Below are 12839 nucleotides of genomic sequence, written 5' to 3'. Positions count from 1 at the left end.
GGCGCTGGTGGCCCAGCCCGGAGCCTCCAGAGCCTCCAGCTCCTGCATCTCCAGCTCGACGAACTCGGCGTTCTCGACGTTCTCGACGGTGCCCAGGTTCTCGCTCATGTCGGTTGCCTCTCTGAGAAGTTCTTCTTGGGGGGGTCTACGGGCTGATCAGGTCAGGGTGACCGAGACGCCGACCGAGACGCCGGTGGAGAAGGCGACGCTGAAGGTGCCCCAGCCCGGAGCCTCCAGGGCCTCGAGCTCCTGCATCTCCAGCTCGACGAACTCGGCGTTCTCGACGTTCTCGACGGTGCCCAGGTTCTCGCTCATGTCAGTGCCTCTCTCGGCTGTGCGACGGAGTCGGACGGTGCGACTGATGTGGTGGTGCGACTGATGTGGTGGTGCGGATCCGGGGGTCCCCCCGGCGGCCGCGCGGCTCACGGGGAGCCGGGCGGCAGCCGTCGGGGATGTCCGGCCGTGCGCGGGGCACGGTGCGGTGGATCGGACGGCGGGAGCCGGCTCGATCAGGTGAGGCTCCAGGCGACGGAGACGATCGAGATGCCGACGCTGACGCCGGCGCTGGTGGCCCAGCCCGGGGCCTCCAGGGTCTCCAGCTCCTGCATCTCCAGCTCGGTGCCGAGCTCCTGCAGCTCCTGCTCGACCGGGTTGTTGTGCGCCATGGTGTTCTCCTCGTGTTGTCGGTTCGGTGATGCGGGTTGGTGCGGTGGTGCGGTGGTGCGGGTGCTCCTCCGGGTCAGGCGCTCAGGCCGCCGGGAGGGGTTCGGGGGAGCCGGCCACGGAGGCGGTCGGCTCGGTGGCCTCGGCGAGGAGCGCGGCGATGTCGTCGGCGCTCAACCCGGCGAGGGTGGGAAGTCCGGCGCCCCAGGCGCGCACGCTGCGCAGGGCGATGGGGTGGCGCAGGTGCGGGGCGAGGTGCACGGTGCGGTCGATCCGCCAGCGCAGCATCAGCTCTTCGAGACCCTCGTCGGGCCGCGGCGCGAGCCACGGGGCCCGCTGCCGCAGGCGCTCCCACAGCCTGTGGACGCGGTCGGCGCTGCCGAAGCGGGTGTCTCCCCGCAGGGCCTGCCGCCACACGACCGGCCACAGGGCGCAGACCGCGCGCATCTTGGCCAGGCCCAGCGTGGTGGAGAGCTCGTTGGCGAGGGCCCAGCACTTCACCGCGTACGGGTTGCGGCCGACGTTGATGGCTCCGCGCTGGCTCTCGGCGCTGAGCCGGGCGACCCGCAGCCTCCCGGGGGCGGGGGCCGGCAGGCCGGCGGCGATGCGCCGGGCCAGTTCGTCGCCGGCCGTGAGCAGCCGTCCCGCCAACTCCTCGACAGCGGCGTCCTGTTCAGGAAGGTCGAGGGTGTCGCTGCTGTACGGGATGACGGTCCTGAAGATCGCTTCGAGTACGCCGTCCATGACCAGGTGCCCCGGGAGGGTCTCGGTGGCCTCGGGCACCCAGAGGGCGGCACGGGGGCGCAGGCACTCCCCCATCGCGATGCGCTTGCCGTCCTCGTGGGGGAAGCAGGCCACGGGTCCCGCCTCGCTGCCGGTGCCCAGGGTGGTGGGGACCGCGAGGACCTCGGCGTGTTCCCCCCACGGGAGCGGGAGCGCCACCAGTCCACTGCGCTGCCCGGAGGCCAGGTAGCGCAGGAGGTCGGGGTGGCGGCCGACCGCGGCCGAGAGCTTCGCGAAGTCGAGGGTGCCGCCCCCGCCGACGCCTACGACGAGCTCACCGGGAGAGAGCCGGGAGGCGAAGGCCTCGACGGCCGGCATCCCTCCGTCCGCCGGGGTGACCGCCCGGGTGGGCGTGAACCCGGCGTGGGCGATCTCGGCGACGATCTTCCGGGTGACGGCGTGGTCGGCCACGGCCGGGTCGGCCAGGACGGTCACGCCGGTGGGGCTCAGTTCCCGCAGCAGTACGGGAACCTGGTCGTAGGTGTCGAGAGAGACAGGCATGGGGTCAGCTCCTCGCGGCCAGGGAGGTCGCCGGCAGCAGGCTGTCGAGTCCCTCCTCGACGCAGGTCATGAGCTCGGCGACCTCGGCGCGGCTGTAGGTCAGGGAGGGCACGAGCTGGATGCCGGAGGGACCGGGGTGGACGATGGCGCCCGCGTGCCGGATCCGGGTGATGAGGTCGGCGACGTCCGTTCCGGCCAGGGCGCGGCCGTCGGGGTGGGTCAGGTGCAGGGTGCGGAAGCAGCCGACACCGGCGGCGTGCGTGGCGAGCGGGTGCCGCTCGACCAGTTCCGTGAGCCCCTGCTGGAGCCAGGCGGCGACGTTCCGGCCCGCCGTGACCGCGTCGAGGCGCTCCATCTCGGAGATCGTGGCGCTGATGGCGGCGCAGGCGAGGGCGGTCGCGCCCTGGGTCTCGGCGTGGGCGAACATCGTGTCGTGCTCGACGAGGGCCCGGGTCACCCGGTGGGACATCACCAGGGCGGCGGCGGGGCAGGCCCCGTTGGTCAGGCCCTTGGAGGTGACGAGTACGTCGGGCAGGCCCGGCCAGCTCTCGGAGGCGAACCAGCTTCCGGTGCGGCCGAAGCCGGTGGCGACCTCGTCGGCGACCAGGAGGAAGCCGTACTCGTCGCGCAGGCGGCCCAGTTCGGCCACGAACGACGCGTCGAGCGGGAGGGTGCCGGTGCCGACGACGGGTTCCACGACGACCGCGGCGACCTGGCCGCCGAGGGCGGCCATCAGCCGGCCGAGTTCGGCCGTGTCGTTCGGGGTGACGTGGCGGATCAGCCGCTGGTCCACCCCGTAGACCCGCTGTCCCAGGTCCTCCCCGGTCAGGGCGAAACCGCCGAAGGTCAGTCCGTGGAAGCTGCCCCGCAGGGCGACCACCAGGTTGCGTCCGGGCCGGCCCTGTACGGCGTGGTAGATCCGCGCCAGTTTCATGACCGCGTCGTTGGCGACTCCGCCGCCGGTGGAGAAGAGCACCCGGGCGTAGTGGTCGGGCCCGCAGATCCGCAGCAGGTCCTCGGCGGCGCGGCGGGCGTAGCTGTTCTCGAAGCGGAAGGCCCCGAGGTAGGAGGCGTGCTGGGCGGCTTCGGCGATGGCCTCGGCGATGCGCGGGTTGCCGTAGCCGAGGTTCACGTTCCACAGCCCGCTGTCGGCGTCGAGTGCGGTGCTGCCGTCCGCGAAGGTGACGCGGTGTCCGGCGGCGCCGACGGCGCAGAGGCTGTCGTCGCCATGGCTGGAGGGCGGTATGAGGTAGGGCCAGAGCGCGGTCATCGGGAGGCTTCCGTGGTCAGGAGTGTCACGCGGTGACGCTCGCCGGGCGGGGAGAGGAGCTGGCGGGAGGTGACGGTCAGACCGGACGCGGTGAGCTCTTCCTCCAGGCGCGGCAGGTCGAGGACGGCCACGCGGTCCGTGCAGACCGTGACGGGGCCGTCGCCTCGCGGCGGGTCGGCGGGGAGCAGGGTGACCGTGCGGCTGTCGGCGCCGGCGGGCCAGTGCTCGTACAGCTCGTAGACGGTGCCGCCGGCTCCGGTGACCCGTACGGCCGTCTCGTCGGGGCCGTCGCAGTCGCCCCGCTCCAGGACGGTCAGCAGGAACCGGCCGCCTTCGGCCAGGTGTGCGAGGACGCTGCGGTACAGGCCCGCGCGGCCGTCCTCGTCCAGGAGCGAGAGCGAGGTGGTGCCGAGCAGGATGTGCGGGAACTCCTGCCCGAGTGCGAAGCGGGACATGTCGCCCCGCACCACGGTGCAGCGGGCTCGCATCGACGCCGGAGCCCGGTCCAGTGCGGTCCGCAGCAGCGCCAGCATGTCGGTGGACAGGTCGAGGGCGGTGACCTGCCGGCCGATGGCGAGCAGCGGCAGGGTGAACCGTCCCGAGCCGGCCGCGAGGTCGAGCACGGACCCGGGCGCCGTCCGCACGGCGGTCAGCAGGGCCCGGGTCTCCGGGTCGTCGTAGGTGGCGAGGTCGTGGTAGAGCGGGGCCCCGAGGGCGTCGTACAGCCCACAGACACGGGCCCGGTCACCGAGACCGGCGATCCGGCGAGCGGCGAGGGTGAGTGCTTCGGCCGTCGCGGCCTCGCCGTCCGGCGCAGACCCGCTGCTCGTCGTGGTCTCGTCGCTCGTAGTGGGCCCGTCGGCCGTCGCGGTCTCGCGGCCCGTCGTAGTCCCGTCGGCCGCCGTGGTCTCGCGGCCCGGCGTGGGCCCGTCGGCCGCCGTGGTCTCGCGACCCGGCGTAGTCCCCTCGGCCGTCGCGGCCTCGCGGCCCGGCGTAGTCCCGTCGGCCGCCGTGGTCTCGCGACCCGGCGTAGTCCCCTCGGCCGCCGTGGTCTCGCGACCCGGCGTAGTCCCGTCGGCCGTCGTGGTCTCGCGGCCCGGCGTCGTCTCGCGGCCCGGCGTCATCGCTTCGGTCGTCGTCGCTTCGGCCGTAGCGGTCTCTTCGATCGCCCTGAGGGGCATGGCCGGGGCGCTCATCGTGCGGCCGCCGGGGCGCGCATCGGTGCGGGCAGTGGCAGGTCGTGCCGGGCGAACAGCTCGGCGAGCTGGTCCATCTCGGCGGCGGGGACGAGGTCACCCGCCTCTCCGGAGGTCGCGAGCAGGCACTCCAGGGCCTGTGCGGCACGCCGGTCGACGGCGAACAGGCGGCTCCCGGCCACGATGTACGCCTCCCCGCCCTGATCCTCGTCCCGGTACAGCACGATCGGCAGGGTCGGATCCGCCAGGTCGGCGCCGCCGCCGGACCCGGTGAGCCCGGGCGTCAGCCGGGAGCCGAAGCCGGAGACCCGCAGGCCGGTGGCTCCACGCGCCATGAGGCTGCGCAGCGCGCTGACGGCTTCGAGGTAGCGGGCCAGGAAGGGGCGTGCGCGCAGGGCCTCCGCCCGTGTCTCGGCCGGCAGTGCCGCGTCCAGTGCGGCGGCGCCGGATCCGGTCCGGGCGAAGCGTTCGGTGAGGGTGCCGAGGCTGTCGTCGACCGTGCCGAGCACCGCTCCCGTGGGGCTGGTGGATAGCTGCCCGTCCGGGTCGGCGTAGAGGCGCAGGGCCGGTCCGTCCGCCGGGTTGTGAGCACCGCTCAGGGCGGCCGGGTCGGCCAGCAGCACCGAGGAGGTGATGAGGAACTCGGGGAAGACGCCCTCGGCGAGCGCCCGGTCGGCGTCGGCGAGGAAGGCCTCGAAGTCGTGTCGGTCGAAGACGCGTATGACGGTCGGGCCGAAGACGGTCATGAAGGGGCTGGCGGCGTAGGCATGGGTCTGGAGGAAGAAGTCCTGGCCGTTGGAGAACTCGTCGCCGGGCTCCGTGAGACTGCCCTGGTAGCCGACGGCGGGGGCGAGGTCGCCGGTGCCGTCGCCGGGTGCCAGCAGGAGGGTGCGGGGGCCGACGAGCCCGGCGGCCGTGACGGCGGGGATGTGCGCCGCGTCGGCCAGGACGAGCGTGCCGACGCCGACGCCGGCGGGCCCGGCGAGCGGGGCGGCGGTGGCCCAGGAGATGAGGTGCTGCTTCAGACGTCCACGAGCTGTCATGTCCATGCCAGATGGGTCCTTTACTGGTCTGCTTCCCCCTCTGCGTTCGGGCAGCGGGGAATCGAGTTCGAGCGGTCGGTCACCAGCAGGCGGCGAGCGGTCGGTCAGTGCGGTGCCGTCACCGACCGCAGGATCGCCGACAGGTCCGCGAGCGACTCCTGGGCGCCGAACAGCTTGTGCACGGCCGTGGTGTTCAGGACGATCTCGTCCACCCCCACCTCTTCGTAGGCCCGGAGAGCCTTGACCACCTGCGGCAGATCGCCACCCGCGAACGCGCCGGTCTCCACGACACCGCGCGCCACGTCCTCGATCCGCCCCGAGCCGACGGCCACACCCGCCCGGCCGAGCATGTCCAGATAGTGCGGGGCCTGCATGTGCGGCGCGTTGCCCGCCAGAGCCAGCCGTTCGGGCCCGGCGCCCTCGCGCCCCTCCTTCTCCAGCCCCGCCGGAACCATGGCGACGACACGGGGCAGTGACGTCCGCCCCGCCCGCGCGGCACCCTCGGCCACCGCGGGCAGGATCACGTCCCGCAGGTATCCGGGCGGCGTCAGCCATGTGATCACGACGTCCGCCACCTCGCCCGCCAGCCGGGCCATCCCCGGCCGCAGCACGCCCAGACCCACGTCGACCCTGGGTGCCGCGGCCGGAGCGAGCTGGCCCCGGAAGGTGAAGTGCGGGCCGTCCATGACGACCGTCTCGCCGTCGAGCAGCCGGCGCACCGCCGTCACGTACTGCCGCGCCACCTGGAGCGGCTTCTCGTACGGCGATCCGAGGATGTTCTCCTGGAAGGCCCTGGCTCCCGGGCCGAAGCCCGCGATCACCGGTTCCCCGGTGGCCAGGGCCACGGACCGCGCTTGCAGAGCCGCCTCGTACGGGTGGCGCAGGGGCATCAGCGTGACACCGAAGCCGGTCGGGACCCGGAACCCGGCCCCGGCCAGACCGGTGAAGGTCTGGTGGGGCTCCATCACCATGGCCTGTCCCTGCCAGAGGCGCCTCGCCCCGGTCCACCGGACGAGTCCGGCGAAGGGGAGCGCCTGCTCCAGGCGGCGGGGTACGCAAGGGAGGAGCACGGAGTAGTCGGTCATGGCGTCGGGGTCTCCTGGGTCGTGATGTCGGGCCGGCCGCGGCCGCTGACTACTTCCAGTCGTTGTTGTTCTTCGGCAGCGGGGCCGGTCCGGGCAGCAGATCGCCGATGATCTGGAGCCATGCGCGGGGGTTGAGCCCCGGGACGGACACCGTCCCGCTCCCGATCCCGATCCCGATCCCGCGCTCCGCGACCGGCGCAGACGCCGCGCCCGATGCCGACGCCGTGCCCGATGCCGACGCCGATACCGCGCCCGGTGCCGAGGCCGATACCGCAACCGTCTCCGTCGCCGTCCGGCTCTCCGCCGGCTGCTCCGCGGCGAAGGCCGTTCCCTGGCCGGCCAGGGCGATCATCCCCGCGGTCAGCAGACCGACGACGACGTGTCCACGACGACGGGACGACAGCGTGCTGCGGGACGTGGAGCGGTTCACCGATATCTCCTCGATGCTCGATGCGGCGTTTTTCGTTCTGCGCTGTTCGTGCTTCCTTGCGAGAACGACTCTGCCGTCTGGCGAGGGCCGCCACGAGGCCATCTGCGCGCAGCTTGCTGCACACGCGGATTCCTCAAGCTGCAGCGGCTCTCTCGCCCCACCTGCTCACTTGCGCCGAATTGGCCGTCCGATACCAGAACTAACGGACATATATTGATAATCCGTCATTGACACTCGAGTACGGGCGTCTCAGGATTCCAGGGACCGCATGTGTGATCGATCATCAACGGGGGGAAACACATGGGCAATCCGCTTGCTTTCCTGGGCGTGAACGAGGAAGAGGAACGGCAGTACCGCTCCCTCCTGAGACGCGGCTCGTTCCCGCCCGCGTCCGACCCCCAGGAACCCGGTCCGGACTCACCCCCGTCGCTCGAGGAGTCGGCCCTGGACCGGCTGGTGGCGTTGGGGCTCGCCACCAGGAACACCCAGGGCGCGGTGCGTCCGGTCCCTCCGCCCCGGGCCGTGGACGCCCTGATCGACGGCCGGCTGCGCCGACTGCGGGAGGAGCTGGAGAGCGAGGCCACGCGGCACTCGGTCATCGAGTCCCTGTTCATGGAGCGCCTGACCGCCCCCTCCTCGCCCCGCGCGGACGCCGACGACCCCGGCCAGATGATCACGCAGCTCCACGGGATCGACGCGGTCCGGGAAGCCATCGACGAGCTGACCTTCTTCGCCCGGACCGAGGACCTGACCACGGAGCCGACCGGCGTCCTGACCGAGGAGTCGATCGCCGTCTCGCACCCGATCAACATGCGGTTGCTGCGCCGCGGCGTGCGCATGCGCATGATCATGGGGTCCGCGATCATGCAGGACGACACCACCCTCACCTACATGCGTGACCTGGTCTCGCACGGAGCGGAGGTGCGGATCTCCCACCACCCCATCGAGCGCGTGATCATCGTCGACCGGTCGGCCGCGCTGACCCCCATCAACCCGGCCCACACCTCGGTGGGGGCACTGCTGGTGCGTGAACCCGGCCTGGTGGCCACGTTGGTCACGCTCTTCGAGCGCATGTGGGAGGGGGCGGACGAGCTCCCCGGTGAGGACGCGGACATGCCGTCCGACATCGAACGCGAGATCCTCGCCATGCTCAGGGAAGCGGACAAGGACGAGACGGCGGCGCGCCGCCTCGGGGTGTCCGTGCGCACCTACCGCAAGCACCTGGCCGTCATCATGCGCCGCCTCGGCGCCGCGAACAGGGTGGAGGCCGCGCTGCTCGCCCACGAGAAGGGCTGGCTGAGCTGAAAAGGCGTACGGCGCGTACAGCACGTACCTGACCTGCTCGTACGCGCCGACGCGCCGCTGGGGCGGGGCCTCGCTGGGCCTACTCTTCGTCTTCGGGCTTCTCCGCCTCGTTGACCTCTTCCTCGAGACCGAGCTGCTCGATGAGCCACTTGTCGAACTCGATCGCGGCACGCACCCAGCTCACCGTCGAGGAGACGAAGTGCTCCAGGCTGACACCCATGCCGATCAGCATCTGGGCCTCGCCGATCAGGCGGACCGTGCCGTCGTCGTGGGTGTGGCTGTAGACCTTGGGCCACAGGGTGCGGCGGTTCCAGTCGTCGATGGACTCCAGGATCTGCGGCTTCGCCTCGATCTCATGGGGCCGGTCGTAGAACGTCCGCACGGAGAAGACCTGCTGGTCTTCCTCACCCCGGAACATGAAGTAGGTGCGGAACTGCTCCCACGGCGCCGCGAGGTCTCCCTCGTCGTCGACGACATACTTGAGCTCCATCTGGTCGAGGAGCTGCTTCACGAGGTCCTGATCCGGGACGACGGGGCCGGCTTGGCCGCCGGGCTGCGGCTCGGGCTGGCCCCCGAAGTTCGGAATCGAGGACGGGTCGATGGTCACCGTGAATTTCCCTTCGTACGGATTCCGCCATCCTCCCCCATGCGGGGAGGGGGGTGGCAAGTGCCGACAGACCCTGTCAGCCCTCGGCTGACACGATCCGGTCAAGCGCAACCTCCGGGTACCCGAACCCGTCCTCCTCAGCGGCGGACATGGAGGGGGCGATCGCCGTGGTGGCAGCGGAGAACGGGCCGGAAACGGGCAGGGGGCACACCCGGTGGGGGCTGGTCCTGCCGATCCTGGCCCTGCCCGTGCTCGTCCTCGGGTTTCTGATCATCGGCATGTTCATGTGGGCCCTGTCGGACGAGGACGACCCGCGCGCGGGCGGCCCGGCGAAGGTGCCCTGCGCCGAGGCCCTGGCCTTCGGCGGCGCCGAGCGCCCCGCGAAGGCCCAGCCCGACCGCTGCACCGTGCAGCACGGCATCGACACGGGGTACGCGGCGGTGCTGCGGATGCCGCGCGAGGACGTACGCGCCTGGCTGCGGGAGACGTATCCGGACGCACCCGAGATCCGCACGGGCAGCCCCTGTGGCGCCCTGTGTCTCGATGTGAGCCACGAGGACGGACTGCCCGCCTCGGCCGAGGCACACGTGGTGCAGGTGCGGGTGGAGTACGAGAACGCCGAGACCGCGCTGGTGCGGTTCTCGGCGTTCACGATGTGACGGCCCCGAGCGACTCGATGTGACGGCCCCGAGCGACTCGATGCGAAGGCCTAGAGCGTCTTGCCCGTCGCCGGGCCCACGATCAGGCCCTCCTCGAGGCGTTCCACCCGGACCGTGTCGCCGTCCTTGATCTCGCCGGAGAGGATCTCCTTGGCGAGGCGGTCGCCGATGGCGGACTGGACGAGGCGGCGCAGCGGCCGGGCACCGTACGCCGGGTCCATGCCCTCCTCCGCGAGCCAGGCCAGGGCCCCGGGCGTGACGTCCAGGGTGAGGCGCCGCTCGGCGAGGCGCTTGGCCAGACGGTCGAGCTGGAGCTTGGCGATGCGCTCCAGCTCGGGTTTGGTCAGCGCGGCGAAGACGACCAGGTCGTCCAGGCGGTTGAGGAACTCCGGCTTGAAGGAGGTCCGCACCACCTCCAGGACCTGCTCCTTCTTCTCCTCCTCGCTGGTCATCGGGTCGACCAGATACTGGCTGCCCAGGTTCGACGTCAGCACGAGGATCGTGTTGCGGAAGTCGACCGTGCGGCCCTGGCCGTCCGTGAGCCGGCCGTCGTCCAGGACCTGGAGCAGGATGTCGAAGACCTCCGGGTGGGCCTTCTCCACCTCGTCCAGCAGGACGACGGAGTACGGGCGGCGGCGCACCGCCTCGGTGAGCTGGCCGCCCTCCTCGTAGCCGATGTAGCCGGGCGGGGCGCCGACGAGGCGGGCCACGCTGTGCTTCTCGCCGTACTCCGACATGTCGATGCGGACCATCGCCCGCTCGTCGTCGAAGAGGAAGTCGGCGAGGGCCTTGGCCAGTTCGGTCTTGCCCACGCCCGTCGGGCCCAGGAAGAGGAAGGAGCCGGTGGGCCGGTCGGGGTCGGCGATGCCGGCGCGGGACCGTCGTACGGCGTCGGACACCGCCCGCACCGCCTCGCTCTGCCCGATGAGGCGCTTGCCGAGCTCGTCCTCCATGCGCAGCAGCTTCTGCGTCTCGCCCTCCAGCAGACGCCCGGCCGGGATGCCGGTCCAGGAGGCGACGACGTCGGCGATGTCGTCGGAGCCGACCTCCTCCTTGACCATGGTGTCCTTCGCGACCTCCTCCTCGGCCTCGGAGGCGGCCTCCAGTTCCTTCTCCAGGGCCGGGATCTCGCCGTAGAGGAGCTTGGAGGCGGTGTCGAAGTCGCCGTCGCGCTGGGCGCGCTCGGCCTGGCCGCGCACCTCGTCGAGGCGTTCCTTCAGCTCGCCGACGCGGTTGAGGGACTGCTTCTCCTTCTCCCAGCGGGCGGTGAGGCCGCGCAGCTCCTCCTCCTTGTCGGCGAGGTCGCGGCGCAGCTTGTCCAGGCGCTCGCGGGAGGCGGCGTCGGTCTCCTTGCCGATCGCCAGCTCCTCCATCTTCAACCGGTCGACGGCGCGCTGCAGTTCGTCGATCTCGACGGGGGACGAGTCGATCTCCATGCGCAGCCGCGAGGCCGCCTCGTCGACCAGGTCGATGGCCTTGTCGGGCAGGAAGCGGGAGGTGATGTACCGGTCGGAGAGGCTCGCGGCGGCCACCAGGGCGCTGTCCGCGATCTGCACCTTGTGGTGGGCCTCGTACCGCCCCTTGAGCCCGCGCAGGATCGCGATGGAGTCCTCGACGGTCGGCTCGGCGACCAGCACCTGCTGGAAGCGCCGCTCCAGGGCGGGGTCCTTCTCGATGCGCTCGCGGTACTCGTCGAGGGTCGTGGCACCCACCATGCGCAGCTCACCGCGCGCGAGCATGGGCTTCAGCATGTTCCCGGCGTCCATGGCGGAGTCGCCGCCCGCACCGGCCCCGACGACGGTGTGCAGCTCGTCGATGAAGGTGATGATCTGCCCGTCGGAGTCCTTGATCTCGGCCAGGACGGTCTTCAGCCGCTCCTCGAACTCGCCCCGGTACTTCGCCCCGGCGACCATCGCGCCCAGGTCGAGCGCGACGAGCCGCTTGTCCTTCAGCGACTCGGGCACATCGCCCTTCACGATCCGCTGGGCGAGCCCCTCGACGACGGCGGTCTTGCCGACACCGGGCTCACCGATCAGCACGGGGTTGTTCTTGGTCCGCCGGGACAGCACCTGGACGACCCGCCGGATCTCCTGGTCCCGCCCGATGACCGGGTCGAGCTTGCCTTCCCGCGCGGCGGCGGTGAAGTCGGTGCCGAACTTCTCCAGGGCCTTGTACTGGCCCTCGGGGTCGGCCGTGGTCACCCGGCGCTGCCCCCGCGCCTTCTGGAAGGCCGCCTGGAGCTTCTTGGCGTCGGCGCCCTGCTGGGACAGCACCTCGCCGGCCGCGCCGCCCTTCGCCGCGATGCCGAGGAGGAGGTGCTCCGTGGAGAGGTACTCGTCCCCGAGCTCCTTGGCGCGGGCCTGGGCGTCGGCGACGACGGCGAGCATCTCGCGGTTGGGCTGGGGCGGCGCCACGGTGGAGCCGGTCACGCTGGGCAGCCCGGCGAGCACGCGCTCGGCTCCGGCGCGTACGGCCGCCTGGTCGGCGTCGACCGCCGCGAGCAGATCGGTGATGTTCTCGTTGTCCTGCCCTTGGAGCAGCGAGAGCAGCAGATGGGCGGGGGTGAGGTCGGGGTGCCCCTCGGTCACGGCCCGGTTGCTGGCCGCGTTGATCGCGTCCCGGCTCCTGTTGGTCAGCTCGGCGTCCACGTTCGCGTTCTCCTCCTCCTTGCACTGACCCGATCAGCGCACTGACTCAATCAGCGTACATAAAGTTGAGTCTATTCCACTCAAGGGCGGATCCGGGAGTACGTGAGGGGCTAAGTTCCGGGTCATGGCCACCAAGTACTCCGTCGATCCGGGTTCCCCCGACCAGCCGTACCTCGCCTTCTGGCGGGAACGGCACGTCTGTACCCTGACGACTCCCCGCCCGGACGGCACTCCGCACGTGGTACCCGTCGGGGTCACATACGATCCCGAGGCCCGTCTGGCTCGGGTGATCGCGAACAAGGCGAGCGCCAAGGTGCGCCATGTGCTGGCCGCCGGGGAGCAGGGGGCGGCCGTCGCCGTCTGCCAGATGGAAGGCAAGCGGTGGGCCACGCTGGAGGGCCGGGCCTTCGTCCACGGCGAGCCCGACCGGGTCGCGGAGGCGGAACGCCGCTACGCGGAGCGCTACGGCCGGACCCCGTCACCCAACCCGGCGCGCGTGGTGATCGAGATCGAGCTGACGCGGGCGATGGGGCGAGGGTGAGCGAAGTTGAGCGGAGTGAAAATCCACACCGGTGATCGACTGCTTCCGGCCACCGCGTGACCAGGTGGATTCCAGGAAATGTCCCCCAAAACTGCAGCGGCGTCACCG

The 12839-nt window shown here is 71.6% G+C and carries 14 protein-coding genes; 3 read left to right on the top strand and 11 right to left on the bottom strand.

Features of this window, described 5'->3' with window-relative positions; genetic code table 11:
- From ACFTZL_RS29655 to ACFTZL_RS29615, 9 genes are all read right to left on the bottom strand, one after another.
- Window positions 1-108, bottom strand: a 108-nt coding sequence (locus tag ACFTZL_RS29655) for a daptide-type RiPP (RefSeq protein ID WP_382588704.1), incomplete at its 3' end; no start/stop codon positions are given.
- Between the two features lie 48 nt (window positions 109-156).
- On the bottom strand, window positions 157-315 hold the full coding sequence (locus ACFTZL_RS29650; RefSeq protein WP_382588702.1) for a daptide-type RiPP: 159 nt from the start codon (window positions 313-315) through the stop codon (window positions 157-159).
- Between the two features lie 194 nt (window positions 316-509).
- The gene (locus tag ACFTZL_RS29645) at window positions 510-665 is read right to left on the bottom strand and encodes a daptide-type RiPP (protein ID WP_189725678.1); all 156 of its coding nucleotides are present in this window, start codon (window positions 663-665) and stop codon (window positions 510-512) included.
- Window positions 666-747: 82 nt separating this feature from the next.
- Window positions 748-1947, bottom strand: a complete 1200-nt coding sequence (gene mpaC, locus ACFTZL_RS29640) for a daptide-type RiPP biosynthesis dehydogenase (RefSeq protein WP_382588700.1) — start codon at window positions 1945-1947, stop codon at window positions 748-750.
- 4 nt (window positions 1948-1951) lie between these two features.
- Entirely contained in the window at window positions 1952-3217 is a 1266-nt protein-coding gene (mpaD, locus tag ACFTZL_RS29635) for a daptide-type RiPP biosynthesis aminotransferase (protein ID WP_382588698.1), read from the bottom strand.
- Window positions 3214-4398 (bottom strand): daptide-type RiPP biosynthesis methyltransferase, encoded by a 1185-nt coding sequence (mpaM, locus tag ACFTZL_RS29630; RefSeq protein WP_382588696.1) that lies wholly within the window; start codon window positions 4396-4398, stop codon window positions 3214-3216. The genes mpaD and mpaM overlap by 4 nt, the downstream gene beginning before the upstream one ends.
- 11 nt (window positions 4399-4409) lie before the next feature.
- Window positions 4410-5462, bottom strand: coding sequence for a daptide biosynthesis RiPP recognition protein (gene mpaB, locus ACFTZL_RS29625; protein ID WP_382588694.1), 1053 nt, complete (start codon window positions 5460-5462; stop codon window positions 4410-4412).
- A 98-nt stretch (window positions 5463-5560) separates the two neighbouring features.
- On the bottom strand, window positions 5561-6541 hold the full coding sequence (locus ACFTZL_RS29620) for an LLM class flavin-dependent oxidoreductase (protein WP_382588692.1): 981 nt from the start codon (window positions 6539-6541) through the stop codon (window positions 5561-5563).
- A 49-nt stretch (window positions 6542-6590) separates the two neighbouring features.
- Window positions 6591-6971: a hypothetical protein gene (locus tag ACFTZL_RS29615; RefSeq protein ID WP_382588690.1), complete on the bottom strand. Its 381-nt coding sequence runs from the start codon at window positions 6969-6971 to the stop codon at window positions 6591-6593.
- A 300-nt stretch (window positions 6972-7271) separates the two neighbouring features.
- Between ACFTZL_RS29615 and ACFTZL_RS29610 the strand changes: the two genes are divergently transcribed.
- Window positions 7272-8276 carry a LuxR C-terminal-related transcriptional regulator gene (locus tag ACFTZL_RS29610; protein WP_382588688.1) on the top strand — a complete coding sequence of 335 codons (1005 nt, stop codon included), beginning with the start codon at window positions 7272-7274 and terminating at the stop codon, window positions 8274-8276.
- A 79-nt stretch (window positions 8277-8355) separates the two neighbouring features.
- Here the strand turns inward: ACFTZL_RS29610 and ACFTZL_RS29605 are convergent, their stop codons facing one another.
- Window positions 8356-8883 carry a YbjN domain-containing protein gene (locus ACFTZL_RS29605; protein WP_382588686.1) on the bottom strand — a complete coding sequence of 176 codons (528 nt, stop codon included), beginning with the start codon at window positions 8881-8883 and terminating at the stop codon, window positions 8356-8358.
- Window positions 8884-9032: 149 nt separating this feature from the next.
- Between ACFTZL_RS29605 and ACFTZL_RS29600 the strand changes: the two genes are divergently transcribed.
- Window positions 9033-9542, top strand: coding sequence for a hypothetical protein (locus tag ACFTZL_RS29600; RefSeq protein WP_382588684.1), 510 nt, complete (start codon window positions 9033-9035; stop codon window positions 9540-9542).
- 50 nt (window positions 9543-9592) lie between these two features.
- Here ACFTZL_RS29600 and clpB read toward each other — a convergent pair whose 3' ends face one another.
- Complete coding sequence (clpB, locus tag ACFTZL_RS29595; RefSeq protein WP_382588682.1) at window positions 9593-12190, bottom strand: ATP-dependent chaperone ClpB; 2598 nt, start codon at window positions 12188-12190, stop codon at window positions 9593-9595.
- A gap of 124 nt (window positions 12191-12314) precedes the next feature.
- Between clpB and ACFTZL_RS29590 the strand changes: the two genes are divergently transcribed.
- On the top strand, window positions 12315-12731 hold the full coding sequence (locus ACFTZL_RS29590; protein ID WP_382588680.1) for a pyridoxamine 5'-phosphate oxidase family protein: 417 nt from the start codon (window positions 12315-12317) through the stop codon (window positions 12729-12731).
- Window positions 12732-12839 lie beyond the last annotated feature (108 nt).

Origin of the sequence: Streptomyces sp. NPDC056948, assembly GCF_042674225.1 — a bacterium.
In the GTDB taxonomy this organism is placed as follows: domain Bacteria; phylum Actinomycetota; class Actinomycetes; order Streptomycetales; family Streptomycetaceae; genus Streptomyces; species Streptomyces purpurascens.
The sequence above is the reverse complement of the archived record's forward strand: the minus strand, read 5'-3'. Positions and strand labels throughout refer to the sequence as shown.